Here is a 24,359-nt window from a genome sequence, read left to right as displayed (position 1 = left end):
CTACGCCGTTCCTTTGGGAGTTCGGCCTCGCCTGTGGCGCACTTCCAGCGCCGCGCAGCCCCAGACCGTGCCGAAGAGCAGATAGACATGGCGCCAGTGGTCAATGTCGATGACGTTGCCGATCGCCGCGTGGCCGAGAACGGAGATCCAGGCAATCATCAGGAAGGGTTGCCAGGGCCGGTCGTGAAGCAGGTTCCGGAAACCCAGGATGAGCGTCCAGAGGAGCATTCCGACATAGCTGACGAAGCCGAGCCAGCCATAGGAGGTGAGCGACTTCAGCCAGATGTTATGCTCGTCCTCGGGAAACATCGTGCCGAACACGAGCGGGCCGATGCCGAGCGGGCGCTCCATCATCATGGTGAAACCGATCCTGTGGCGCTCGAAACGGCCGAGATGTTCGCCGTCATACTGCTGCACAAGCTGGGCGCGTGTCGAAAACAACTCCGCGACCTTTGGGATCTGCAGCGCCACGAGCAGCGATGCGACCAGCAAGATGATCGCGGCCAGCGACAGGATCAGCACTCGCAAGCGGAAGGCGCCGCTGCGCTCCTTCAGCAGCATGATGAAAATCAACAGCATGACGCCGAGCGCAAAGAGACCCCAGGCGGCGCGGGAAAAGGAGAGAAATATGCCGAGGGCAATCACGAGAAGGGCCGCCGCCTTCAACGGCGATTTCTTCAGATCGCCGACCAGAATGCCGTGGACGAGATGGAGCGACGGCGGCACCAGGAACGGGCCGAAGACGTTCGGATCCTGGAACGCGCCTTTGGCGCGATCATAAAGAGTAAATACTTCCGAGCCCGGAAAGGCGTGGAAATAGCCGAGCACGCCGAGCGCCGACGTGACGACGGCAGCCATGGTCCAGGCGTTGAAGATCAGCGGCAGCCGCTTATGGCTGTCCTCGATGATCGCCGCGTAGAAAACCGCGGTCAGCGCCAGGAACGTCGAGACGGCAATATACATCGGTGCCGTTGCGAGGTCCTTCATCTGGGTCAGCGACAGCATGCCGCCGATATTGAAAGTGAGCAGCAGGGCAAGCAACGGCGCAACGCTGCGCGAAATTCTGAGGCCCAGGATGAACCAGAGGCCAATCAGCACCGCCATCCAGAGTTCATAAGGCGCCGGCTCATCGATGACAAACCCGGAGAGGAAAACGCCAAAGGCAACGAAGGCCGAGCCGATGAGCCCCAGCGCCGCCCGTTGCGGCTGGGCGACACGCGAATATGTCGCCTCGACCGCGCTCAATAGGCGTTTTCCGTGTTGAGCAGCCGGATCGGCGTCAGGAATAGGATTTTGAGATCGAACCAGAGCGACCAGTTCTCGATGTAATAGAGGTCGTAGGCCGTGCGGAACTTGATCTTCTCGTCATTGTCGACCTCGCCGCGCCAGCCGTTGATCTGCGCCCAACCGGTAACGCCCGGCTTGACGCGGTGGCGGGCGAAATAACCTTCGACGACATCGGCAAAGGCGCGGTCGCGCGCCTGGGCAAGAACCGCATGCGGACGCGGACCGATCAGCGAGAGATCTCCCCGCAGCACGTTGAAAAGCTGCGGCAGCTCGTCGATCGAGGTTTTGCGGATGAACCTTCCGACGCGAGTGACACGCGGGTCGCCCTTGGTCACCGCGGCCTTGCCCGTAGGATCGGCCATGTTTGTGTACATCGAGCGAAACTTGAAGACGTTGATGACTTCGTTGTTGAAGCCGTGACGCTTCTGCATGAAGAAGACGGGGCCTTCCGAGGTCGCCTTGATGGCGACCGCGGTTGCGGCCATCAGCGGCCAGAGCAGCGCAAGCGCGACCAGAGTGAAAAAGATGTCGAAGCCACGTTTGGCGACGGAATCCCAGTCGCGGATCGGCATCTTGAAAATGTCGAGCATCGGAACAGCGCCGACATGCGAATAGGCGCGTGGCCGGAAGCGCAGGCGGTTGGCGTGCGCCGCAAGCCGGATATCGACCGGCAGGACCCAGAGCTTCTTCAGGAGATCGAAGATACGCGCCTCAGCCGAAAGTGGCAGGGCGATGATCAGCATGTCGATGCGCGTCAGCCGCACGAATTCGACGAGTTCCGCCACTGTGCCGAGCTTCGGGTAACCGGCGACCATGATCGGCGAGCGTTTTTCGCCGCGGTCGTCGAAGATGCCGCAGATGCGGATGTCGTTGTCGGCCTGTTGTTCGAGGATGCGGATCAGCTCCTTGGCCGGTTCGCCGCCGCCGACGATGACGGCGCGCCGCTCCATGATGCCGTTGCGCGCCCAATTGCGGATGCCGTAGGCGACAAGGAAACGCTCGGCAGAGAGAAACAGCACCCCGGCGGCAAACCAGGGAACATAGACATCGGCCATCGCCCATGTCGTGCCGCGGATGAGCGTGAACAGGCCGATGGTAAGGGCAAGCGCGATCGTCCAGGAGACGAGAATACGGGGCATCAGCCGCAGCTTCGCCCGGAGTGCGGGAATGGTGTAGGTGTCGGCAAGTTGCAGGACGATGACGGTCGAGGCCGAAGCGATCGCGGCCATGCCTGCCCGCACCAGCAGGGGATCGCTGCCGTCGCCCGGCCAGAAGTAGTGGACGATCAGGGCAATCAAAAAGAGCGCCAGGAATTCCAGCAGCCGCAATTGACCGATAATAATGACAGGCGAACGGGTACCGTCGCGGAACTGTTCGGCGATCTGCCGGGCATAAGGATTGATTTCGACCGGTTCGGCGGAGTGCGCCTGACCTGCGTTGCGGCGCGCCTCGATGTCGGAAATTTGCTTGCGCAGCGCTTCCACGTCGAATTGATCGCTCTTTTCCAATTTGTTCATGGGGTTTTATCGCTCGTTGTCAGCAAGCGAATACCAGAAAGCCCCTAAGAAATATTTACAGGGCGACCGACACTGCCTGTCCGGCGGGATTGACGAGTTCATGGTACAGCTTCAGCACATCCTGAGCCATCACCGTGGAGGAAAACACGGCCTTTACCGCCTCATGCGACGGCATTGTTCTGGCGTGCCAGCCCGGCGTGCTGAGGGCTTCCGCCATGACGCGGGCGAGATCGTCGGAATTGCCTGGCTCGACAAGAGCCGGACTGTCCTTGCCGAGCACCTCGGGAATGCCGCCGACGCGGCTGGCGATGATCGTCTTGCCGGCTCCCAGCCCTTCGAGCACGATATAGGGCATGGCTTCGGCGCGAGAGGGGACGACGAGATTTTGCGCCATGGCAAAGGCTTCGTGGATACGCATTGCCGGCAGCATGCCGATCCGTTTGCCGAGGCCGCGCTCGATCATCATCTCGCGGTAGCGGTCCCGGTCAGGTCCGTCGCCGATCATCAGCGCCGAAAGGGGCCTGCCGAGCAGCCGCTCGGTCTTGGCGAAGGCATCGACAAACAGATCGGGACCCTTGAGGTCCCGAAGCATTCCGACATAAATGAAATGCACGGCATCCGACCGGGTGTGGATCGGCTCGAATTCGCGCTCTCCGATGCCGTTATAGATCAGTTTCGTCTTCGTCCGCGGCTTGCCCACCTTACGGGTATAGGTGTCGCGCTCGTATTCGCAGATGAAGACCAGCGCATCGGTGAAATATTCCAGCAGGCGCTCCATCCTGAGGACGAACTGTCCTGTGAATGAGGAGCGCGAATAATGCAGGCTTCCGCCATGCGCGGTATAGAGGCGGGCTACGCGATACCTGTTCACCCGCAGGGCTGAGCCGGCAAGTCGCGCGAGCACGCCGCCCTTGGCGCCGTGCCCGTGCAGCACATCCGGCCGCAAACTTTTAATCTTCTTGTACGTATCCCACATCGTCGCGATATCGGACGGGCTGACCGAGCGGCGGATCGGCACGCGCGTCAGGCCGAGCGACAGATATGGGCGGATATCGTCGAACAGTCTGTCCTCGTGCTCGCCGCCGGTCGAGCTGTCGCAAAGGATGCCGATGTGATGGCCCGCCTTGCTGTGCTCCTCGACCAGATCGCGGACATGGCGGAAAATTCCGCCGACCGGCGACCTGAAGCAGTGGAGAATGCGGAGCGGCCTCTCTCTTGTCATTGCTCAGAAGAGCCGTTCGCGAACGTAGATCGTGTCGCCGGCGATGATCGGGCCGGATATGCTGATGCGACCGGTCAGGACCTGTCCGTTTATCTTGCGGGTAACGTCGACCATGCTTTGGTTGGCGCGGCTGGAGAAGCCGCCGGCAACGGCGATGGCATTCTGTACGGTCATGCCCGGAACATAGGCATATTGGCCAGGCTGCCCGACTTCGCCCATGATGAAGATCGAACGGTAGCGGTCGACGTCGATGGTGACATCGGGATCGCGAAGATAGCCCTGCTGCAGTTTCTGGGCGATCTGCCCTGAAAGTTGCTGCAGGGTTCGGCCGCGGGCAGGGACCTGACCGATGAGGGGGAAGGCGATATAACCGGCCTGATCGACGGTGTAGGTATTGGTCAGGCTCTGCTGGTCGAACACGGTGATGCGCAGCCGGTCGCCGCTATCAAGCGTATAGGGCTGGATGGTCGCCTCGTTGAAGGCTTTCGGAGCCGGCTTATACGTCGTGCATCCGCCCAATGCCGCCGTGATGGCTGCAAGGCTCAGGGCCAAAAGGATATTGGGCGGGGCGACAGACATCCGCTTGTGCTCACAGAAAATGAACTCGGTGCAGCCGTTATCGATCCGTTAGGGTTAATGCCGGGTAAAAGGCGTATGACAATTCGCAGTTCTTTGCCGATCGCCGCTATTTCTTGGCAGGATCACCATTAACCGTTGCGTTACCATGGTCGTTTACGCTTGCGGCACGTTTGTTGTGGAGTAAGAGCATGTCCGGCGTAGTGCGTGATCAGGATGTGGACATCGACCTCGGCCAGCTGGTTCGCGCCGTCTGGGCGCGCCGGCTCAGGATTTTGACGATCACGCTCGCGGCGGCCGGCGTCGCCTTTGCCGGCGCCAAGATCATCTCGCCGCAATATCGCAGCGAAACACGCATCCTCATCGAACCCCGCGCGCCGGCCTTCGCCAGCACTCAGCAGGCGAACGAAGCCGGCGCCGGGCCGCTGATGGACGAGCTGAATATCGCCAGCCAGGTGCAGCTCCTGCAATCGGCTGATCTCCTCAAGAAGGTGATCAACGACCTGAAACTCTACAATCTGCCGGAATTCGACGATGCCGCCAACGGCTCGGCGATGAGCAGCATCCTGGTGAAGCTGCATTTGAAGAAGAATCCGATCGAGAACCCGCCGGAAGAACGGGTAATCGACGCTTTCGTCGAGCGGCTGCAGGTCTACCAAGTGCCGGGTTCGCGCGTCATCGGCATCAATTTCACGTCGAAGGATCCGAAGCTCGCGGCCGCCATCCCGAACGCCATGGCGAATGTCTACCTTTCCACCCAGAGCGGCGCCAAGCTCGCCTCCAATTCGGAAGCAACGCGCTGGCTCGAGCCGGAGATCGAAAACCTGCGGCAGAAGGTCAGCGAGGCCGAGAAGAAGGTTGCCGAATATCGCACCAACCACGGTCTGCTGCAAACGAACGGCACGACCACATTCCCCGCCCAGCAGCTTAATGACATCTCCGCAGAACTCACCCGCGTGCGGGGCGACAAGGCCAATGCCGAGGCGAGGGCGCAGGCGGTGCGCAATGCGCTGTCATCGGGCGAAGCCTCCGATACGCTGCCTGACATCATGTCTTCCCAGGCGATCCAGCGGCTGAAGGCGACGGAATCGGGCTTGCAGTCGCAAATATCGGATCTGCAAACCAGCCTCCTCAACAGTCATCCGAGGCTGAAGAGCCTGCGCGCCCAGCTCTCCGATATTCGCGGCCAAATCCGCCAGGAGACGCAGAAGATCCTCGCAAGCATCGAAAATGAGGCCAAGGTTGCCGACCTCCGCGCAAGCGAACTCGAGCGCCAGAAGGACGCGGTTCAGGCCAACAGCGCCCGTGCCGGCGAAGACGAGGTTGGCCTCAACGCGCTGGAGCGCGAGGCAAACGCCCAGCGCCAGCTGCTCGAAACCTATCTGGTGCGTTACCGGGAGGCCGCCTCGCGCGCCGACAGCAATTCCAGCCCGGCGGACGCCCGTATCGTTTCCCGGGCAATCGAGCCGGTCGATCCCTATTTCCCGAAGGTGGTGCCGATCGTTGTCGTCGCCGCCGTCGCGACGCTGATCCTGAGCGCCATCGTCACCATGCTCGCCGAACTCTTCAGCGGTCGGGCGCTTCGTGCCGTCGATATGTCCCGTGACGCAGTCAAGGCGGAAACGGTCGCGGAAGACAGGGAAGTGGCGCAGGCCGCCCCGGCCGCCAGAAGGCCCGTCCAGCCGAGCATGCTCGCCGTTGTCACGGAGGATGACGGAAAGGACGGGATCGAAGTAACGGCGGCCGCCGCAGAGGCGCCGGAGGACGACAATGAATTTTCCATTGCCTCCGTTGCGGACTACCTCACGGGCAGCCGCGCGCCGCTGGCAATCGCCATATCTCCAGCTGGTGACAACGGTTCGGCGGCGACTGTTGCGTTGACGCGCATGCTCGCCGGTGCCGGCCGCCGCGTCATTCTGATTGATATGACCGGCTCCGGCTATCCCACAGAACTGATGGCTGAGGACCAGACAGCTCTTGGTGTCACCGATCTGCTGTGCGGCGAGGCCGCCTTCGGCGACACGATCCATGGCGATCGGCTTTCCGATGCCCATCTGATCCCGCAGGGCCAGAGCGACGTGCGCCGCGCCATGCGCGGTGTCGACCGGCTGTCGCTGCTGCTCGATGCGCTCGCCGCCGCCTACGACGTCGTGGTGGTCGAATGCGGTGCGGCCGATGTCGCCGGCGTCTCGCGGCTGACGCGCAGCCGGGATGTTGAAATTATCCTCTCCCTGCCGCAGCTAGAGGAGACGATCTTCGTTACCCTGATGACGGAGTTCCAGGCGGCGGGCTATCAGCGCGTCGTGCTGATGTCGGGCGGCCAAGCGGACGAGCAGGAGCTCGGGCAGGCTGCCTAGAGCATGTCGCGCGAAAGTGTTCAGCGATTTCAGCCGATCCGTGCGCGGATGCCCTGGGCCAATTTATAGAGTTTGGGACGCGCCTTGATATGCGCCTTGCTACGGGTGACGATCCGGTGCGCGGCGCCTGCGGCGACTCCGAACGGCGAGACCGGCAGGACCACGTCATAATGCTCGGTCTCCACTGGTGCCCAGGAACGCTTATAGGTCTGGTCGCCGAGGCCGAAATCGAACAGCGCGACACCTCTGCCATGCAGCCCTACGATCGCCTGCCAATATAGGAACTCGCCGGGGCTTGTATCCGGTACAAGGTCTTCGTCGATCGCCCCGAACTGGCATATGACATGGTCGCCCTTGCGCGAAATCCCTGATATCGCGGCGATCCCGTCTTTATTTTCACCCTTCAGCCGCAGCGCATGCATCTGCAGGGCGAAATATTGTCTCGCATCATCTCGCTTGTCGATGAGGCCGTGCAGGAAGGCCTGAGTTTCGCGATCGGCGAAGACGTCGGGCAGGCCAAGGCTCGCGAAGCGGGCACTCTTCAAACGGAAGAAGATGTCGAGCAGGTGGTGTTGCTCTTGCGATGTTTGTGGAATGACGTAGTCGACGCCCCCGGCTGCTTCCAGACGCCTCGACTGAACGCGGAATTTCTTACGTCGGCTCTTGGCGTTGAGCTGCTTCAGCGTCTCCTCGAAATTGGAGAGTAACGGCAATTGATAGGCGTGGTTCTGGTTCTGCACCATCGGCAGCCCGGTGAGCGGGGTCTGCCGCCCGCGCCATTCAAGCGGGACGTTTTGCAGCAGCAGCAGATCTGCATGGCCCTTCAAGGCCTGCCGAAGCTGCGCCGCGAACTTTTGCGCGTCGATGCTGCCGCCACTTTCGGCAAAATTGCCAGAGAACAGACCGGTATTGATATTGCTGTGATCGGCAGCGATGAACTTTGCGACGGTCAATCCACGGAATTTGACAATCTCGATCGGCAGAATGAAGGCTGTCTCGCCGGCATAGGTGCCCTTGAGAATTACCAGCGGCCGCTGAAAGGCATTGACCCAGGCGGCGCACCAATCATAACTTTGATGAAGCGAATGGAGATCATCGACCTCCAGAGCCCGCCAATCATCCTCCAGTGGCTGCATCGCGTCGAAAACCGAGATCTCGATTTTTGCCATGGCAAGTTTCATACTCACCTGGCGTAGGCGTGAGATCGCCATATCGGCCAGCGCGCCATCATCTGACGACTGTTCATCAATATCGAGCTTTTGCGTCTGCACGGGAACTCTCCGGTCAAAATGCTGAACGGGAAGGTAGGTGTGCAGGACATATATTTGGTTTAACCGCCACCCATCCGCGGGGTTTTCCGCCGATCACGGTTATTCGGCCGTTAATGGCCTACTGTTGCCGCGGCCCGGCCATCCACTTGATGATCACCATTGCCGGCAATACCCAAAGCAGGCCGGTCAGCAGGAAATAGAGCAGGTGCCCCCACCAGGCGGCGTTGCCGAGCGTCGCCACCGCGATCGTGTTCGCCACCAGCGCATAGACGAGCACAAGCACGATGATAAGGATCGTGCCGATGAATTTGCGAAGGCGGACGGGCATTGTTTATCTCTTGTATGGGTAGCGCGGAGCGGCGCGACGGCATGCCGCAAAGCTTCGGGGCTTGTTTTGCATGAGCCGGTGGGGCAAATCAACTGCCGGATAGAAGGAGACATCATGGCCGTCGCGAACCTCACCACGGAACAGGCGATCCTGAGCGAAGTATGCAAGCAGAAACGCAACCGCCGCGCCTTGCGGCTGTGGCTCGGCTTTGTGCTTTTGGCGCTCTTTTGTCTCGTGCTCGTCGGAGGGGCAACGCGGCTGACCAATTCCGGCCTCTCGATCACCGAGTGGAAGCCGATCCATGGCGTCGTTCCGCCGCTGTCGGCCGCGGAATGGGAAGAGGAGTTCCGCCTCTACCAGCGCATTCCCGAATTTCAGCAATTGAACAGTTCCATGACCGTCGACGAATTCAAGAGCATCTTCTGGTGGGAATGGGCGCACCGGCTGATCGCCCGCGGCATCGGCGTGATCTTCGCGCTGCCGCTTCTTTTTTTCTGGCTGACGGGGCGGATCGAGAAACGCCTGCGCTGGCCGCTCGTCGGCATCCTGGCGCTCGGCGGCCTGCAGGGTTTCATCGGCTGGTGGATGGTGTCCTCAGGCCTTTCCATTCGCACTGATGTCAGTCAGTACCGGCTGGCGACACATCTCGTCATGGCCTGCCTAATCTTTGCCGGCTGCATGTGGATCATGCGCGGGCTGTCGCCGCACTCCAACGATCCGGCGCCGGCACGCAGCTCGCGCGGCTTCGCTGCCGTGATCGCCATTTTCGCGCTGTTCCAGATCTATCTCGGTGCCCTGGTGGCGGGACTCGATGCCGGTTTTTCCTACAATACCTGGCCATTGATGGATGGCGCCGTCATTCCCTCCGATCTGCTCATTCAGCAGCCCTTCTGGATCAATGCCTTCGAGAACCCGAAGACAGTGCAGTTCATCCACCGCATCGGCGCCTATACGCTCTTCGCACTGGTGCTGATCAACATGGTGATCGCCCTTCGCGCCGCACCCTGGACCACCCATGCCCGCCGCGCCGTCGTGCTTTTCGCGCTGGTGACCGTTCAGGCGGCGATCGGCATTGCCACGCTGCTGATGCAGGTGCCGCTTCACTGGGGCCTGCTGCATCAGGCCGGCGCGCTTGTTGTATTCGGTTTCGCCGTCGCCAACTGGCGTGGCTTTTACGGCGAATACCCGCACGAGACGATGATCACCGAACGCGATTGAAAGCGGGAGGCTGTCATTCGTTCTAACGCAGCACGCCGTCGAGCAGCGGCATGCCGATGATGGCTGCCGCTGCGATCAGCATGTAGCAGGCGATGCGGAAGGTCCGCTCCTCGGCAAGCCCGAACAGTTTCGAGCCGCCATAGAGACCCAGCGCATAACTCGGCAGGATAACGACGGTGAGGGCGAAGACAGCGGGCACGAACAGACCGCCGATATAATAGCTGATGGCGCTGAAGACGGACGAGATCGAAAAATACAGCACGACATTCGCTCTGACGCGCGCGAAGTCGCTCTTGCCGCCGAGCCAGTAGGCAACGACAGGCGGTCCGCCGAGCTGCGCGGCGCCGCTGAAAAGTCCGGCGATCAGGCCGACGCCGCTGCTGAGCGGCGCTGACGGCGCGCCTTGGTAGCGCCATCCCGATAGGAGAAGCGCGAGCAGGCTGATGGCGATGATCGTGATGCTCCAGCGCAGCAGCGTCGGGTCGAGCAGCGCCAGCAGCGCCGTGCCGGCCGGGACGCCGAGTGCCGCACCAGCCGCCATGACGAAAACTTCGGACCGGTTGGCGTCGCGCCAGGCGGGCGGGATCATCCCAAGTGTGGCGATGCCGTCGATGACGAGCAGGATCGGCGAGACCAGCTTCGGGCCAACGATGGCGCCGCCGAGCGGGACGAAGATCAACGCTGCGCCGAAACCGGAAAAGCCGCGGGCTAGCCCGGCTATCAAGGCAACCGCCACCAGCGCATAAATGCCGTGACCGGGCAGGGCGGCGGCAAGCCACGTCTGCATGTCGGCGACAAGCCTATCCAGCATCATGGCCTTAGCTGGCGAGCATCAGGTCCATGTTCTGCACGGCAGCACCCGAGGCACCCTTGCCGAGGTTGTCGAGCAGCGCCACCAGATTGACCTGGGAACCACCCGGCGTACCGAAGACGAAGAGTTTCATCGTGTCCTTGCCCTCGAGCTCGACGGCGTTGACGCGGGGGAGCGCCTTGCTTTCGGCGAGCGGCACGACGGTGACGATGCCCTGTCCGGCATAATGGGAAACCAGTGCCGCGTGGATGCTTTCCATCGTCGCGCCCTCGGCGAGATCGTCGAGATGCAGCGGCACCTGCACGATCATGCCCTGTGCGAATTTGCCGACCGACGGCGAGAAAATCGGTGCGCGGTCGAGTAGGCCGTGCACGGTCATCTCCGGCACATGTTTGTGAGTGAGCGGCAGGCCATATAGGAAATGCGGCGCGGTGATCGCATCCGGATGATCCGGGTTTTCCATCTGCGCGATCATCTGCTTACCGCCGCCGGTATAACCGGAAACCGCGTTGACCGTCACCGGATAGCCATCCGGCAGAATGCCGGCGGCGCGCAGCGGCCGAATGAGGCCGATCGCGCCTGTCGGATAGCAGCCGGGATTGGAGACGAAACGGGCGGCCTTGATCTTGTCGGCCTGTGCACCGTCCATTTCGGCAAAGCCATAGGCCCAGCCGGAATTGACGCGGAAGGCCGTCGAGGTGTCGATAACGCGGACGTTGTTGTTGCCCGAAACCATCTGAACCGCTTCCTTCGACGCGTCGTCGGGCAGGCACAGAATGGCGATATCGGCGGTGTTCAGCATGTCCTCGCGCATGGCGGCGTTGCGCCGCTCGTCCTCGGGAATGGACAGAAGCTCGACATCGCGGCGGCTGGCCATGCGCGTACGGATCTGCAGACCCGTTGTGCCGTGTTCGCCATCGATGAAGATTTTCGGTGCCATGTTAGACCTGCGCTTTCAATGGGTTCTGAGGATTTCCGGATTCAATTTGAACGATGATAAATCAGCCTTGTGACGCCGCAATGGCGCGCCGCTCGGCATGAAGGCCAAGCATATACATTGCCACCGTTGCCCCCGCAATGGCGGTGATATCGGCATGGTCGTAAGGCGGCGCCACTTCGACCACGTCGGCGCCGCGGATATCGAGTTGGTGCAGACGCTGCAGCACCGAGAGGATCTTGGCGCTCGACGGACCGCCGGCAACCGGCGTGCCGGTGCCTGGGGCAAAGGCAGGATCCAGGCAATCGATATCGAAGGTGAGATAGGCGGGGGCGCCGCGCGTATGAGAGATGATCGCTGAGGCAATGTCGCCGCCGCTCATCTCCTCGACCTGATGACCATAGAGAATATTGATGCCGCAATCCTCCGGCGCATGGGTACGGATGCCGATCTGAATCGAGCGGTCGGGATCGATGATGCCTTCACGCACGGCACGCGCCACGAAGGAGCCATGGTCGATGCGCCGCTCTTCGTCGAACCAGGTGTCCTGGTGAGCGTCAAACTGCACCAGCGCGAGAGGCCCGTGTTTTGCCGCATGGGCTTTCAGCAGCGGCCAAGTGACGTAATGATCGCCGCCCAGCGTCAGCAGAAAGGCGCCGCTGTCGAGGATCGCATTGGCCTGGCGTTCGATGGCGCCGGGCGTGTCCTGATGGTTGCCGTAGTCGAGCAGGCAATCGCCATAGTCGATCACCGCCATGTCGGCAAACAGTTCGCGGTTGAAGGGATATTGCGCATCGTTGTCGAATATCGCCGAGGCGCGCCGAATCGCCTGCGGGCCGAAGCGCGTGCCCGGTCTATTCGATGTGGCGGCGTCGAAGGGGATGCCCCAGACGGCGACATCGACGCCGGCAAGTTCTTTGGTGAAGCGGCGGCGCATGAAGGACAGAGCGCCGGCAAAGGTGGGATCGCTGGCGGCCGAAGTGAGGTTGGTCGCTGTGAAGGCATGATCGATGGTCTTGTTCGCCAAGGGGGGCTCCTTCTCTGTCCGCGCGAGCATAATCGCATTCGATGTCGACCTTATATCGCCTGGCCACCGGTCACGACTGCCCGATCCCCGAAAAGGAATGGATGTTTCCTTTCGGGGCAGGTAAGGGGTAGGCGAGGTGCGCCGAGATTTCAAGCGATCCCCGCTTGACGGTCGCTCTGCGGTTGGCGCTGCCGCAATTCTGCGGCCTCAGACGGCCTTCCGGGCAAGCTGGCGCAATCCAGCCAGGGTTATCAGCGCTGCCGCCCCGGTATAGGCCGCCAGCGGCCAGGCCGTGTCGCCGTCGAGCAGAATCACGAACAATGTGCCTGCAGCACCGACCATCGACGCAGAAGTAGAGCGCCACGGCCGTTCCCGCGCTATTGCCGAATGCGGCAAGCGCACCATTGGCCGTAACGGCTGTCGCAAAGACAATGCCGATGGCGATGATCCACATCGGCAGAATGAGGCGGACAAGCGGTTCCTGCAAAAGCATCTCTCCCATGGCAAGCATCACCGCGCCGACAAGCAGCAGCGCCATGCCTCTTGCGAGGCTGCCTGCGATGCCCCAGCGTGTGACGAAGCGTTTGGCAAGGCGCGCCGTCACAATCATCACCAATGCCACTGAAGCAAAGATGAAGCTGAAGCTGATGCCGGAAAAACCGGCCCGATCGATCAGGATACGGGGCGCGGTCGAGAAGAAGACGAAGAAAGCTCCCATCGCTGCGCTGAAGCCGGTCGTGTAGATCCAGAAGGGAAAGCTCGCGAGGATCGGACCTATTGCGATGGTTGTCGCCGACGTAACCGGGCGGGTTTCATGCCAGCGCATGCTGGCATTGAGAGTTGCAATGATCGACAGCAGGCCGATGACGAGAAAGATGGCTCGCCACCCATAGTGGTCGGCAATCACCGCGCCGACGACCGGCCCGAACGCAGGCACAAGCGATAGCAGCGAACCGAGCAGGCTATAGATCACGCTGCTTTCCGGCCGCTCGGCGTAGACGTCGCGCACTGTTGCGAAGGTGGCGACAAGAGCCGCCGAGGCGCCGATCGCCTGCAACAATCGCAAGGCCACGAAGAGAAGTGCGGATGAGGCCCCGGCAAGCAGACAGGACGCAAGGGCAAATAGTGCCGCCCCGCCGATCAGCACGGGCCGCCGCCCGACGATATCGGAGATCGGACCAAAGACAATCTGGCCGACGCCGAGCACAAGCATATAGAGGCTGAGGGTCAACTGGATGACTTCAGGCGAGGTGCCGAGCGCCTGGGGCATCGTCGGCACAACCGGTAGATAGATGTCCATGGCAAGCGACGCCAGGATGTCGAAAGGAGCCATCAGCAACAAGCTTGCCGGCACGGAATAATTCCACAACGGAATTTTCTGATAAGACATGGGTAAGATCCGCTCAAATGATTTTCATTCGGCGGCGATCTGTCTTTCATCAGTATCGGATTTGCTGGGACAGATGCCGCAACAACAGCGCAAAGTTGTTGCGGCTTAGTTGTCTGCGGACTTGGTTGTTCCCATGATGCGACCTTGATTGCGGCTCCGCTCGTTTGCGAAGCGATCTGTCGGATTTCTACCAGCAGAACCGGAGTGCGGCAATGGCGACCGGCGAGGCGATGCCGGAATTCCTCAAACGCCTAAACAAAAAGGCCGGGTTTCCCCGGCCTTCGTAATTCCGTCTGTCCGAAACGATTAACGCTTGGAGAACTGGAAGGAGCGGCGGGCCTTTGCCTTGCCGTACTTCTTGCGCTCGACGACGCGGCTGTCACGGGTCAGGAAGCCGCCCTTCTTCAGTACCGAGCGCAGGCCCGGTTCGAAGTAGGTCAGCGCCTTGGACAGGCCGTGGCGAACAGCGCCGGCCTGGCCGGAAAGACCGCCGCCGGCAACGGTTGCGATGATGTCGAACTGGCCGTCACGGGCAGCCGCGACGATCGGCTGGCGCAGGATCATCTGCAGCACCGGACGGGCGAAGTAAGCCGTGAAGTCCTTGCCGTTGACGATGATCTTGCCGGAGCCGGCCTTGACCCAAACGCGGGCGACGGCGTCCTTGCGCTTGCCGGTCGCGTAGGAGCGGCCGAGCGAGTCGACCTTGCGGACGTGGGCCGGAGCGGCAGCTTCGGAAGACGTGCCGAGATCCTTCAGGGAGGAGAGGTCAGCCATGATCAGGCGCTCCTTACGTTCTTTTTGTTGAGCGCGGCGACGTCGAGGGCGACCGGCTGCTGGGCTTCATGGGGATGGTTCGGGCCGGCATAAACGCGCAGGTTCTTCATCTGGCGACGGCCGAGCGGGCCGCGCGGAACCATGCGTTCGACGGCCTTTTCGAGGACGCGCTCGGGGAAGCGGCCTTCGATGATCTGGCGCGCAGTGCGCTCCTTGATGCCGCCGGCATAACCGGTGTGCCAGTAGTAGACCTTGTCGGAATACTTCTTGCCGGTGAAAACCACCTTGTCGGCATTGATGACGATGACGTTGTCGCCGTCGTCAACATGGGGCGTGAAGGTTGCCTTGTGCTTGCCGCGCAGGCGCATAGCGATGATGGAAGCGAGACGGCCAACGACCAGCCCTTCGGCGTCGATGATCACCCACTTCTTCTCCACCTCTGCAGGCTTCTGTGAGAAGGTTGCCATGTCAATACTCTCTTTTAGGACCCTTGGCCCGAGGGCTTTAAGGGCGTTTCTTGTTGCTTGGATTGGCAAGCGCGAACCTGCCAAAAAGAAAGCAGCCCGGACAGGCTGCGTTCTGTCGCGGTGTATAAAGGCAATGTGACACAGGGTCAATATCGGCTTTCTCGACGGTCGGAAAAAAGAACAAGTGAAAACAAACGTTTAGTTGTGTGGTGTTGTGATACCACACAAATCGGGCTGAATATTTGCCCGTTTAACGTTTCAGCGTTGCGCCGCCGTCGGTCGAAAACCATCGCTAATCCTCAAAGGAACGCAGGCTTTTTATCATTTCCCGGAGGCCGCGTGTCAGATGTTTGTCCCGGCGAAGAACCATGCCGAGGCGGCGTGTCAGCTTCGGCTGCAGCGACGATGTCGTCAGCAGACCGCCGCGGTCGCGCTTCACCGCTAACCCCGGCAGGATCGACCAGCCGAGTCCGACGGCCACCAGTTCCTTGATCGCTTCGATACTGCCGAACTCCATCGCCGGTCGGATCCTGATATCCGGGGCGGCTAGCCACGCGTCGATTGCCCGCCTCGTATTGCCGCCCTCGTAAAGCAGCAGAGTCCTGTCGCGCATGAAGGCCGGGTCCGGTCCACCCTTGGGCACGGGGCTGCCCGCGGGGGCGACAGCCAGCAATTCCTCTTCGTAGAAGGGTTCGATCTCGAAGTTCCGTCCCGATGCCGGCAGGGCCACAACGGCGATGTCGAGGCTGTTGGCTTCCAGATCGCGCAGGATATCGTCGGCATTCCCGATCGAGACGGTGATTTCGAGGCCAGGCATGGACTGCCGGGCGGCGGCGATGGCGCGGGGAAGCAGATGGATCGATGCCGTGCCGCCGCTGCCGATGCGCACCCGGCCGCTGGCGCCATCCCTGTGGGGCATCATCGCTTCTTCCGCCGCGGCTGCCTGCTGAAGCAGACGCCTTGCATGCGAAAGCAGGTCGATGCCCGCCGCCGTCGGTTGCGCCCGCCGCCCGACGCGCTCGATCAGCCTGACGCCGAGCCGCTGTTCGAGCCCCTTGATCTGCAGGCTGACGGCCGGCTGCGTCATGCCTTCCTTGTCGGCCGCAGCCGTAAAGCTGCCGAGGTCGGCGACATTGATGAAGGTCGCAAGCTGATCGAGATTGAGGAGCATGCCAAAGAAATCCTTATGCATATAATAATACCCATAAGCTTCTTTCGCTGCGTCTTCCAGCGCATCTTTCGTCCGTCAGGAAAGGATGAAGGATGACCGTGGAATTCGACGAAAGCTTGGAGATACCTCTCAGCGCCCTTCGGCTGAAACGCCGCGAGAGGGCGCGCTGGGGCAGGCGGCTGCTGGCGGCCATAGTGTGTCGGCTCGAAAAGCGTCGCAGCCGCCGCAAGCTGTCGGAACTCACGGATGACGAGCTTCGCGATATCGGTCTGACCCCTGCGCAGGCGAAGGCAGAGCGATCGAAATCATGGTTCTGGTTTTGACTGCGACGGCGTATCCTGCTCGAAATGGGCGGCGCCGTGTGGCAGAACGGCTGTGTGGAAATCGAGCGCAGGGAGCAGCATCATGGCTGAAATCGTATCCTTCCGAAAGGAAGCGGACAGGACCGACGGATTGTTGCTCCGCTCGTTGCGCGACGGCGTGCTGCGGCTCATTCTTAACGACCCGCCGGCTAATGCGCTGTCGATCGCGCTTCTCCAAGCGCTGATGGCCGAGCTCGAAAAGGCGGAGGCGGATTTGGATGTGCGCGTCGTCGTCATCGCCTCGACCGGCGCCGTTTTTTCCGCCGGCCACGACCTTAAGGAACTCACGGCTCATCGCGTCGACGAAGATCAGGGCGCTGCTTTCTTCGAGAAAAGCTTCAGGCTCTGCGCCGATTTGATGCTGAAGATTGCGCATCTGCCAAAACCTGTCATCGCCGAGGTCGATGGGCTTGCAACGGCTGCCGGCTGTCAGCTCGTCGCATCCTGCGATCTGGCGATCTGCACCGACACTTCGACGTTCTGCACGCCGGGCGTCAATATCGGCCTGTTCTGTTCGACGCCGATGGTGGCCGTTTCCCGTGCCGCGCATCGTAAGCAGGCTATGGAGATGCTCTTGACCGGTGAGACGATCGACGCCTCGACCGCCAAGGATTTCGGCCTCGTCAACCGCATCGTGCCGAAGCAGTATCTTGCGCAGGTCGTTTCCAAATATGCCGCCGTGATTGCCGGCAAATCGCCACTGATCCTGAAAATCGGCAAGGAAGCGTTTTATCGGCAGCTCGAACTGCCGGTGGAGGCGGCCTATGATTATGCCGCTATGGTGATGGTGGACAACATGCTGACGCAGGACGCGCAGGAAGGGATCGGCGCCTTTCTCGGCAAGCGCAAGCCGGAATGGAAGGGCGAATGATTAGGCGAGTTTCAGAACCAGCACGCCGACCGCGATGACGACGCCGGCGACGTAACGCCAGATGCCGGCTTTTTCCTTGAAGACGGCAACGGAGAGCACCAGCGCAAAGAGGATCGAAGTTTCCCGCAGTGCGGCAACGGTCGCTACCGGCGCCTTCGTCATCGCCCAAAGTGCCAGCCCATAAGATGCAATCGATCCCGCGCCGCCGATCAGGCCGCGCCACCAGTTTCGGCGAACGTGATGCAACACCGTCAAGCTGCCGCGCTGGGATGCCGCCCAGGCAAACAGCAGTATCGGCGGCAGCAGCGACATCCACAACGTATAGGAAACCGCATTGCCTGAAAGGCGTGCGCCGATGCCGTCGACAAAAGTATAGCTGGCGATGACGAACGCATTGGCAATCGAGAAGGCGACCGCATGGCCGCTGCTGCGCCGAGTCTCCAGGGCGAGCGTCAGGACGCCGGCTGAAATCGTCATGATGCCGGCAAGAGCGGCGCCGGAAAGATGTTCGCGCAGGACGATGCCGCTTGTCGCGGCGACCAGCAACGGCGCGCAACCACGCATCAGCGGATAGACGAGGCCGATATCACCGGCTCGGTAAGCGGCGGCAACCAGCTGGAAATAGGCGAACTGCAGGATGGCCGAGGCGCCGATGAACGGCCAGGCCGCGCTTTGTGGCAATGGCAGAAATGCCAGAAACGGCAACGCGGACACTGCGCCGCCGGCCGAAATCAACGCCGCATCCAGGGATTTATCGCTGCCCGCTTTGACAATCGCGTTCCATGTCGCATGCAGCAACGCACCGAACAGAACGAGCAGGATGACGTCGAGAGGCAAGGGATAAATCCGGTGCTGCGGAAGAAGGCGAAGCGCCTCGCCCCGACGGGGCAGAATTCTGTAAAGACAACTGATATTTGCACGAAAATGCATTGCCGCGGTCGCGGATGCGTTCTCGGCTCCAATATCATCCTTTTAATTTGCAAACAATGGCGGGGTATGACGACAAGTTTTACGTGCGCGCGATATGCGTTCAATCCACGCGATCTTCTCAACTATGAGATGTTTCTAATGGACGAGAGAACATATGGTGACCTTATGGGGAATGGAAGGGGAAAGCAGCTGAGGGAATTCCATGGCGGATCTTTCTATGCTGCTGAAATACAGATATTCTTCTATAACTTTGATATACGCGAAAAAAGAAGCTTCAGATTGTATGTTCTCAGAGAAATCGCATCGCGCGATTGAACTGGATGCCTGTTTGCAAGCGCGGAAGGCGATCGGCGCCTGCAGGGGTTGCGGCGGCGGGGAGGTCAGAGCTGATGATGCGGAACGAAGAGCATCCCGTCAAGGTTGTCTAGGCTTTGGCAGTTCAGAACCGGGCAGCGTGGATCGTCCTTTGTCGGGATATGGGTCCATTCCGCATAATCGGTCGCGTCACAATAATTGCTGTTGCGCACGTAGCGATCATAAAGCGGCAGCCCGCGGGGAGATTGGTAGCGGAAGATCACGGCGCCCTCATTGTGGATGGCCGCCCGCACGCCGGCGCAGCTCATGGTGAGCGGATTGTAGCGCGAGATCGCTACTGCCGGTGATGCGGCGAGCACAAGCATGAGGGCAAGAGCAATTTTTCTCATTGAATCATCCTCAGAGCCATTCAACTCTTATATACGCAAACACGTGCAGCCGGTTCTGCCGAAATGCAAAAAAATGCTGGCAGGCTCAAAGGCGCTGCCGGAATGGAGAAACGGAAATGGATCACGACGCCTACACGGATGATTATCTCGCCGGAATCCTGCAGTCGGTAAAGACCATCGCGCTGACCGGTGCCTCGCCCAATCCGGCCCGGCCCAGCAATGGCGTAATGGGCTATCTGCTGTCGCGCGGCTATGAGGTCATACCGGTCAATCCGGGGCAGGCGGGCAAACAGATACAGGGCCGCACCGTCTACGCCCGTCTTGCCGACGTCCCGGTGCCGATCGATATGGTTGATGTCTTTCGCGCCGCCGAATATCTCGATGGGGTCGTTGAGGAGGCGTTGGCGCTGAGGCCGTTGCCGAAGGTGATCTGGGCTCAGCTTGGCGTCCGCAACGATGCCGCGGCGGCAAAGGCGGAGGCTGCCGGCATTAAAGTGGTGATGAACCGCTGCCCGGCGATCGAATATCCTCGTCTCATTGCCTGATGGGGGCTGGCCTGAGACGGATTTTCCACCGAACGCCCAAGGGTTGAAACGGATCGCGGTTAACTTTCGTCGGCGACAAGCTATGATCCTGCCCTGTGAGCAACAATTCGGAGGGCGACATGGCCAAGAACGATCCTGGATTCAACACCTTGGCAGTCCACGCAGGCGCACAGCCCGATCCGGCTACCGGCGCACGGGTGACGCCGATCTACCAGACGACCGCTTTCGTCTTCAACGATTCCGATCATGCCGCCGCCCTCTTCGGCCTACAGGCCTTCGGCAATATCTACACCCGCATCATGAACCCGACGCAGGCCGTGCTCGAGGAACGCGTCGCCGCGCTCGAGGGCGGTACGGCGGCCCTTGCCGTCGCCTCCGGCCACGCGGCGCAGATGATCGTCTTCCACACCATCATGCGCCCGGGCGAAAACTTCATCGCCGCCCGCAAGCTCTATGGCGGCTCGATCAATCAGTTCGGCCATGCTTTCGAGAATTTCGGCTGGCAGGTGCGATGGGCCGATTCCGCCGATCCGGCGAGCTTCGAAAGCCAGATCGACGACAAGACCCGCGGCATCTTTATCGAAAGCCTTGCCAATCCGGGCGGCACCTTCGTCGATATCGCCGCCATTGCCGACGTTGCGCATCGCCACGGCCTGCCGCTGATCGTCGACAACACGATGGCAACACCCTATCTCATCCGTCCGATCGAGCACGGCGCCGATATCGTCGTGCACTCGCTGACCAAATTTCTCGGCGGCCACGGCAATTCCATGGGCGGCCTTATCGTCGACGGCGGTACCTTCGACTGGTCGAAGTCAGGCAATTACCCGATGCTGTCGAGCCCGCGGCCGGAATATAACGGTATGGTTCTACACGCGACTTTCGGCAATTTCGCCTTCGCGATCGCTGCCCGCGTGCTCGGCCTGCGCGACCTCGGCCCAGCGATTTCGCCCTTCAATGCCTTCCTGATCCTCACCGGCATCGAAACACTGCCGCTCAGGATGCAGCGCCACAGCGACAATGCCATCGCCGTCGCCCGGTGGCTGAAGGCGCACAGCAAGATCGCCTGGGTGAATTATGCCGGCCTCGAAGACGATCCGAACCATGCCATGCAGCAGCGTTATTCGCCGAAGGGCGCAGGCTCTGTCTTCACCTTCGGCGTCCGGGGCGGTTATGAGGCTGGTAAGACGCTGGTCGAAGGAGTTGAGCTCTTCTCCCATCTTGCGAATATCGGCGACACCCGCTCGCTCGTCATTCATCCGGCCTCGACGACGCACCGGCAACTGAGCGACGAGCAGAAGATCGCCGCCGGTGCCGGACCCGACGTGGTGCGGCTTTCCATCGGCATTGAAGACGTCAAGGACATCATCGCCGATCTAGAGCAGGCGCTCTCGAAGATCTGATTGTCCTGGCTGCCGTGGCCTCGCTTTTGCGCGTCAGTCGACATCCCCGACACCCTGGAATAGCTGGCGCAGGGGCTGGCCGATCTGCTGCGCGATGTGAGACCAATCGCCCTCAGGGCAGCAGCCCGCAACTACTCGTTTCCTCCAACAAGGCCTGGTCAATCGGTCTGATTGTGGTCACGAACGCTTTCAAGTATGCCTTCCCGAACGACAAGGGCGGAAGCGTTGAGATTACGCCGGCCATGGAAGGACCAGACATAATTATTGCAATGGAGGACAACGGGGCGGGCTGCCCAGCAACGGAACGCAAAGCCGCTCCAGAACTCCGCTTTCGGAATATCGACCGCAAGGCCGCTTCCCGATAGGATATTGACAGTAACGTGGTATTGGGTGCCGTTACTCTCTTTTTCGTATTCGAAATGACCCACTGGCTTCGTGACCGCCGAGCCAATTATTCCGGCTTCTTCGAAAGCTTCGCGCTCGGCGGTCTGGGCACTGGCCTCGCCATCCTCGGTCGTGCCTTTGGGAATCCCCCAGTCACCTGTGCGTTTGCTCCGCACAAGCACTAGAGGCGTTTCGTCCGCCCGAGCCGTCAGGCAAACTCCCGCAGCCTGGTACACGGTCCGCCGCGGCGACGTTGTACGTACCGTTGTTTCGCGCTCAATCAATATAGTGTCGGCCGATTTCCTGCGTCGCGGTGATGGGACAGCTCTATGTCACAAACATGTCATATAGCCAGGCGGATAAGGCGGCGGCGAACCGGCGGTGAGCACAAGACCGGTGGGAAAGTTCCCGCTTGCTGACGCGTTACCCGTTTATCTCTTCCCGGTCCTGCATCCTATCATGCACGTTCTCCGGGCCCGCGATCAAAGCGGCGATCGCCGTCGCCTTCTCCCGATCACCGTAGCCGGCCACATAGCCCTCCAACAGGACGCTTCTGCCGACCATGCTTACAGAGATGGACGAGCTTTCCAGCTCTGGTTCCGCTGACACCGCGGCCTGCACGCTCGCAAGCTGATCGTTGGCTAGGCTTTCAGGCTCAAAGCTCATGGCATTCCTCCTTCGTGATACGAAGGAAACAGCGAACTGGTAATTTGGTTCGCGATAGGGACTTAGGTCCGAGAAGCCATGCCGGAAGGCGTACCGCCATCATGAAGGTAGGTCCCGACAGCTTCTGGAAGGCAGCGCAGGAGCGGATCATCGCCCCTGTTATGCCGGTTAGCCCCGCAAACATTGGCGCTAGCTATCGTTCGTCCTGGGTTTTCGACCTGCCCAATAACGGCCCTGTCGCTTACGTCGGTCCCACCAGCCGGCCTCGACGACAGGTTGGATGAACGTACATCATCTATAACTTCGCACCTGCGGTAATTGTCATACGATTTAAAACGCTAAATAAATACAAAAATCAGTTGCTTACTTGAAATTTCTCGACTACGTTTTTTAGCGAGAAGTTCCGAAATATCGGCGATTGTCGGCGCTGCTCAGCGATCGTTTGACCTCGCTTGAGGGAGGATCATGACTTTGTTTGTCCGTCTTCGTTTCTTCGCGGTGGTGCAGCGAATGCGTGATCTCGTCTCGATCCGATACCGACCTACGACGGCAATCTGACGCGTCGTAAACCCTTTGTTCCACTTTTCTAAGATGGTGCTCCCGTGTGGCGCTCCCGAGGTTTGTTATGCAAAAGCAAGCTGTCGTATTCAATGGTCAGGAAGTCGGGATCGCGGTTCCCGTGGAAAACCGCCTCAAATTCATCGCTGTCCGCTTCAATGTCATCGACTTGGACAACAGGCTCTTCGACACGGTTACTGAAATCCGGCGCGCCATTACACAGCATCTGGCCTCCAGCGGTCGTGCGATCATCTCGCACTGAATGGCAGGAGATATTCTTCAACGTCACGGCACAAATGGGATTGCAGGCTCACTTGTAAAGCCCTGCAAAGCTGCCGCGTTTCAACTTGTGAGGAGATGAGGAATGTTGATCACGAGCGTCCAAGAAACAGAATGGGCCGTGCTCTCGCTGTCCGTTCAATCTTGGTTTAGGCACTACAAGGCCAAACCGGACGACAAGACATCGGAAATGATCTGCAGCGCGGCAATCGACCTTTTCAATCGCGGCCATCGCACCCAGGAGGAACTCACCAGTATATTAATCGCGCGGTTCCCCCTGATCGCGCCTGCGCCCGCAGCCCTCCATTAATCGCTCCGAGGCATGGGAACATCGCAAATCTCAGCGCACTCGAAATCGGATACGAGACCAGTAACAAAGTCTAATAGGCGATAGATGGTGCTTCTCTGATTGGCGGAGTTAGGTCACACGACTTGTTCGTATTTTGGCGGGTCGCCTCAGTTCTTGACCGAGGGCCTCCAGCGCCTGCTCACGTGACGATGGTGCTGCGGTAGTCCAAGAGTTCGCGCAATAGCCTCGCGACCGAAGACGCCGGCGCGCTCGATGAACGATCTAAGGCGTTTCGCCTTTGAAGTGCCGCGTCCGTTGAAGAGGCGGCTCTCGCTCGCCTTCGCGGCGGACGTCGTAATGTCGGCCCGACGATCTTTGGAATACGACCGACGCTACCTTGCTGATACCTTTTGCTGACTGCCGTGGATGGAGCAATCATGCCTGTCGTCATTTTCACTGGCGCATCGGGGGCCGGAAAAACGACAATCGCCGAAGCTGTTGAGCGGCTGCATGGGCAAGAGATCGACGTCTTTTACCAGGACCGCATCGGCGTTCCGCCCGTCGAGGAGATGGTTGATCAATTCGGCTCTGTCGAAGGATGGCAGAGAGAGGCCGTTTTCGAATGGATGGCTCCACTGTCGCCGCTCCTGACAAAGGGGCGCAGCGTCCTGTTTGAGGACCAGGCGCGCTTTTCCTTTCTGGCCGAAGCTGCCGAACGTGCCGGGATCGGTTCGCATTCCTTTCTCTTGATCGATTGCGACGACGAGGCCCGAGCCAGGCGCCTTTCGATTGATCGAGGCCAGCCTGAGTTGGCAAATCCGGATATGATGAACTGGGCCGCCTTCCTACGGCATGAAGCAGCGGCATACGGCTGCGAAATTCTCACATCGAACCTGACGCTGGAACAGGGAGCGGAACGAGCCCTTTGCGAATTGCGGCGGTAGCCTGTTTGATCCGGACCAGGCAGTTGAAGTTTGGCCGTTCCAGTGCGGCGTTCATCTGCTTGTTCTGCTAA

General features: G+C 60.4%; 25 protein-coding genes and 1 pseudogene. 9 read left to right on the top strand and 17 right to left on the bottom strand.

Annotation, left to right across the window (positions count from 1 at the left end):
• Genes FHT70_RS05680 through FHT70_RS05665 form a run of 4 tightly spaced genes read right to left on the bottom strand, consistent with a single transcriptional unit; the run spans position 1 to position 4,605 of the window.
• Complete coding sequence (locus tag FHT70_RS05680; protein ID WP_097598402.1) at positions 1-1,245, bottom strand: O-antigen ligase family protein; 1,245 nt, start codon at positions 1,243-1,245, stop codon at positions 1-3.
• On the bottom strand, positions 1,242-2,804 hold the full coding sequence (locus FHT70_RS05675) for an undecaprenyl-phosphate glucose phosphotransferase (protein ID WP_183699485.1): 1,563 nt from the start codon (positions 2,802-2,804) through the stop codon (positions 1,242-1,244). Before FHT70_RS05675 ends, FHT70_RS05680 begins: the two co-directional genes overlap by 4 nt.
• 55 nt (positions 2,805-2,859) lie before the next feature.
• Entirely contained in the window at positions 2,860-4,026 is a 1,167-nt protein-coding gene (locus FHT70_RS05670) for a glycosyltransferase (RefSeq protein ID WP_183699483.1), read from the bottom strand.
• Between the two features lie 3 nt (positions 4,027-4,029).
• The gene (locus tag FHT70_RS05665; RefSeq protein WP_183699481.1) at positions 4,030-4,605 is read right to left on the bottom strand and encodes a polysaccharide biosynthesis/export family protein; all 576 of its coding nucleotides are present in this window, start codon (positions 4,603-4,605) and stop codon (positions 4,030-4,032) included.
• 188 nt (positions 4,606-4,793) lie between these two features.
• On the opposite strand from FHT70_RS05665, the gene FHT70_RS05660 reads away from it, so the two are divergent.
• Entirely contained in the window at positions 4,794-6,959 is a 2,166-nt protein-coding gene (locus FHT70_RS05660; protein WP_183699479.1) for a Wzz/FepE/Etk N-terminal domain-containing protein, read from the top strand.
• 29 nt (positions 6,960-6,988) lie between these two features.
• On the opposite strand, the gene FHT70_RS05655 is transcribed toward FHT70_RS05660, so the two are convergent.
• Positions 6,989-8,230 (bottom strand): GNAT family N-acetyltransferase, encoded by a 1,242-nt coding sequence (locus FHT70_RS05655; protein WP_097598397.1) that lies wholly within the window; start codon positions 8,228-8,230, stop codon positions 6,989-6,991.
• 118 nt (positions 8,231-8,348) lie between these two features.
• Positions 8,349-8,558, bottom strand: a complete 210-nt coding sequence (locus FHT70_RS05650; protein ID WP_097598396.1) for a DUF2842 domain-containing protein — start codon at positions 8,556-8,558, stop codon at positions 8,349-8,351.
• A 114-nt stretch (positions 8,559-8,672) separates the two neighbouring features.
• On the opposite strand from FHT70_RS05650, the gene FHT70_RS05645 reads away from it, so the two are divergent.
• Positions 8,673-9,776: a COX15/CtaA family protein gene (locus tag FHT70_RS05645; protein ID WP_097598395.1), complete on the top strand. Its 1,104-nt coding sequence runs from the start codon at positions 8,673-8,675 to the stop codon at positions 9,774-9,776.
• Positions 9,777-9,798: 22 nt separating this feature from the next.
• Here FHT70_RS05645 and FHT70_RS05640 read toward each other — a convergent pair whose 3' ends face one another.
• The 7 genes and pseudogenes from FHT70_RS05640 to FHT70_RS05610 all read right to left on the bottom strand — a co-directional run bounded on the left by FHT70_RS05640 (position 9,799) and on the right by FHT70_RS05610 (position 16,374).
• Entirely contained in the window at positions 9,799-10,590 is a 792-nt protein-coding gene (locus tag FHT70_RS05640; protein WP_183699477.1) for a sulfite exporter TauE/SafE family protein, read from the bottom strand.
• A gap of 4 nt (positions 10,591-10,594) precedes the next feature.
• Positions 10,595-11,527 (bottom strand): N-acetyl-gamma-glutamyl-phosphate reductase, encoded by a 933-nt coding sequence (argC, locus tag FHT70_RS05635; protein WP_183699475.1) that lies wholly within the window; start codon positions 11,525-11,527, stop codon positions 10,595-10,597.
• A gap of 61 nt (positions 11,528-11,588) precedes the next feature.
• Positions 11,589-12,551 carry an agmatinase gene (speB, locus tag FHT70_RS05630; protein ID WP_097598392.1) on the bottom strand — a complete coding sequence of 321 codons (963 nt, stop codon included), beginning with the start codon at positions 12,549-12,551 and terminating at the stop codon, positions 11,589-11,591.
• Positions 12,552-12,758: 207 nt separating this feature from the next.
• Positions 12,759-13,941, bottom strand: a pseudogene (gene cml / locus FHT70_RS05625) (CmlA/FloR family chloramphenicol efflux MFS transporter).
• Between the two features lie 306 nt (positions 13,942-14,247).
• Entirely contained in the window at positions 14,248-14,715 is a 468-nt protein-coding gene (gene rpsI / locus FHT70_RS05620) for a 30S ribosomal protein S9 (RefSeq protein ID WP_011424897.1), read from the bottom strand.
• 2 nt (positions 14,716-14,717) lie between these two features.
• Complete coding sequence (gene rplM / locus FHT70_RS05615) at positions 14,718-15,182, bottom strand: 50S ribosomal protein L13 (protein ID WP_011424898.1); 465 nt, start codon at positions 15,180-15,182, stop codon at positions 14,718-14,720.
• 292 nt (positions 15,183-15,474) lie between these two features.
• Positions 15,475-16,374, bottom strand: a complete 900-nt coding sequence (locus FHT70_RS05610) for a LysR family transcriptional regulator (RefSeq protein ID WP_183699473.1) — start codon at positions 16,372-16,374, stop codon at positions 15,475-15,477.
• A gap of 71 nt (positions 16,375-16,445) precedes the next feature.
• Between FHT70_RS05610 and FHT70_RS05605 the strand changes: the two genes are divergently transcribed.
• A complete protein-coding gene (locus FHT70_RS05605; protein WP_183699471.1) occupies positions 16,446-16,676 on the top strand; it encodes a DUF1127 domain-containing protein in 231 nt (76 codons plus the stop codon).
• 82 nt (positions 16,677-16,758) lie between these two features.
• Complete coding sequence (locus FHT70_RS05600; RefSeq protein WP_097598390.1) at positions 16,759-17,586, top strand: enoyl-CoA hydratase; 828 nt, start codon at positions 16,759-16,761, stop codon at positions 17,584-17,586.
• On the opposite strand, the gene FHT70_RS05595 is transcribed toward FHT70_RS05600, so the two are convergent.
• Together FHT70_RS05595 and FHT70_RS05590 are read right to left on the bottom strand one after the other, a co-directional pair.
• Entirely contained in the window at positions 17,587-18,423 is an 837-nt protein-coding gene (locus tag FHT70_RS05595; RefSeq protein ID WP_097598532.1) for an EamA family transporter, read from the bottom strand.
• Between the two features lie 473 nt (positions 18,424-18,896).
• Positions 18,897-19,220: a hypothetical protein gene (locus FHT70_RS05590; protein ID WP_097598389.1), complete on the bottom strand. Its 324-nt coding sequence runs from the start codon at positions 19,218-19,220 to the stop codon at positions 18,897-18,899.
• A gap of 116 nt (positions 19,221-19,336) precedes the next feature.
• Here FHT70_RS05590 and FHT70_RS05585 point away from each other — a divergent pair, with 116 nt between their 5' ends.
• Entirely contained in the window at positions 19,337-19,765 is a 429-nt protein-coding gene (locus tag FHT70_RS05585) for a CoA-binding protein (protein ID WP_097598388.1), read from the top strand.
• 119 nt (positions 19,766-19,884) lie between these two features.
• Positions 19,885-21,168, top strand: coding sequence for an O-acetylhomoserine aminocarboxypropyltransferase (locus FHT70_RS05580; RefSeq protein ID WP_183699469.1), 1,284 nt, complete (start codon positions 19,885-19,887; stop codon positions 21,166-21,168).
• A 158-nt stretch (positions 21,169-21,326) separates the two neighbouring features.
• On the opposite strand, the gene FHT70_RS05575 is transcribed toward FHT70_RS05580, so the two are convergent.
• Together FHT70_RS05575 and FHT70_RS05570 are read right to left on the bottom strand one after the other, a co-directional pair.
• Positions 21,327-21,836 carry an NUDIX domain-containing protein gene (locus tag FHT70_RS05575; RefSeq protein WP_210282739.1) on the bottom strand — a complete coding sequence of 170 codons (510 nt, stop codon included), beginning with the start codon at positions 21,834-21,836 and terminating at the stop codon, positions 21,327-21,329.
• Between the two features lie 139 nt (positions 21,837-21,975).
• Entirely contained in the window at positions 21,976-22,218 is a 243-nt protein-coding gene (locus FHT70_RS05570) for a BON domain-containing protein (protein WP_097598385.1), read from the bottom strand.
• Between the two features lie 625 nt (positions 22,219-22,843).
• Here FHT70_RS05570 and FHT70_RS05565 point away from each other — a divergent pair.
• The 3 genes from FHT70_RS05565 to FHT70_RS05555 all read left to right on the top strand — a co-directional run bounded on the left by FHT70_RS05565 (position 22,844) and on the right by FHT70_RS05555 (position 24,288).
• On the top strand, positions 22,844-23,038 hold the full coding sequence (locus FHT70_RS05565) for a hypothetical protein (RefSeq protein ID WP_064711990.1): 195 nt from the start codon (positions 22,844-22,846) through the stop codon (positions 23,036-23,038).
• A gap of 102 nt (positions 23,039-23,140) precedes the next feature.
• Positions 23,141-23,365, top strand: coding sequence for a hypothetical protein (locus FHT70_RS05560; protein ID WP_085777758.1), 225 nt, complete (start codon positions 23,141-23,143; stop codon positions 23,363-23,365).
• A 416-nt stretch (positions 23,366-23,781) separates the two neighbouring features.
• Complete coding sequence (locus FHT70_RS05555) at positions 23,782-24,288, top strand: AAA family ATPase (protein ID WP_183699467.1); 507 nt, start codon at positions 23,782-23,784, stop codon at positions 24,286-24,288.
• Positions 24,289-24,359 lie beyond the last annotated feature (71 nt).

Origin of the sequence: Rhizobium sp. BK049, from assembly GCF_014193135.1 — a bacterium.
In the GTDB taxonomy this organism is placed as follows: Bacteria; Pseudomonadota; Alphaproteobacteria; order Rhizobiales; family Rhizobiaceae; genus Rhizobium.
This window is presented reverse-complemented; position numbering and strand designations above follow the sequence as displayed.

Coding starts and splice junctions, on each gene's coding strand:
- FHT70_RS05675 (WP_183699485.1), bottom strand. CDS start 2,804: ATGAACAAATTGGAAAAGAGCGATCAATTCGACGTGGAAGCGCTGCGC.
- FHT70_RS05670 (WP_183699483.1), bottom strand. CDS start 4,026: ATGACAAGAGAGAGGCCGCTCCGCATTCTCCACTGCTTCAGGTCGCCG.
- FHT70_RS05665 (WP_183699481.1), bottom strand. CDS start 4,605: ATGTCTGTCGCCCCGCCCAATATCCTTTTGGCCCTGAGCCTTGCAGCC.
- FHT70_RS05660 (WP_183699479.1), top strand. CDS start 4,794: ATGTCCGGCGTAGTGCGTGATCAGGATGTGGACATCGACCTCGGCCAG.
- FHT70_RS05650 (WP_097598396.1), bottom strand. CDS start 8,558: ATGCCCGTCCGCCTTCGCAAATTCATCGGCACGATCCTTATCATCGTG.
- FHT70_RS05645 (WP_097598395.1), top strand. CDS start 8,673: ATGGCCGTCGCGAACCTCACCACGGAACAGGCGATCCTGAGCGAAGTA.
- FHT70_RS05640 (WP_183699477.1), bottom strand. CDS start 10,590: ATGATGCTGGATAGGCTTGTCGCCGACATGCAGACGTGGCTTGCCGCC.
- argC (WP_183699475.1), bottom strand. CDS start 11,527: ATGGCACCGAAAATCTTCATCGATGGCGAACACGGCACAACGGGTCTG.
- rpsI (WP_011424897.1), bottom strand. CDS start 14,715: ATGGCTGACCTCTCCTCCCTGAAGGATCTCGGCACGTCTTCCGAAGCT.
- rplM (WP_011424898.1), bottom strand. CDS start 15,182: ATGGCAACCTTCTCACAGAAGCCTGCAGAGGTGGAGAAGAAGTGGGTG.
- FHT70_RS05610 (WP_183699473.1), bottom strand. CDS start 16,374: ATGCATAAGGATTTCTTTGGCATGCTCCTCAATCTCGATCAGCTTGCG.
- FHT70_RS05605 (WP_183699471.1), top strand. CDS start 16,446: ATGACCGTGGAATTCGACGAAAGCTTGGAGATACCTCTCAGCGCCCTT.
- FHT70_RS05600 (WP_097598390.1), top strand. CDS start 16,759: ATGGCTGAAATCGTATCCTTCCGAAAGGAAGCGGACAGGACCGACGGA.
- FHT70_RS05590 (WP_097598389.1), bottom strand. CDS start 19,220: ATGAGAAAAATTGCTCTTGCCCTCATGCTTGTGCTCGCCGCATCACCG.
- FHT70_RS05585 (WP_097598388.1), top strand. CDS start 19,337: ATGGATCACGACGCCTACACGGATGATTATCTCGCCGGAATCCTGCAG.
- FHT70_RS05580 (WP_183699469.1), top strand. CDS start 19,885: ATGGCCAAGAACGATCCTGGATTCAACACCTTGGCAGTCCACGCAGGC.
- FHT70_RS05570 (WP_097598385.1), bottom strand. CDS start 22,218: ATGAGCTTTGAGCCTGAAAGCCTAGCCAACGATCAGCTTGCGAGCGTG.
- FHT70_RS05565 (WP_064711990.1), top strand. CDS start 22,844: ATGCAAAAGCAAGCTGTCGTATTCAATGGTCAGGAAGTCGGGATCGCG.
- FHT70_RS05560 (WP_085777758.1), top strand. CDS start 23,141: ATGTTGATCACGAGCGTCCAAGAAACAGAATGGGCCGTGCTCTCGCTG.
- FHT70_RS05555 (WP_183699467.1), top strand. CDS start 23,782: ATGCCTGTCGTCATTTTCACTGGCGCATCGGGGGCCGGAAAAACGACA.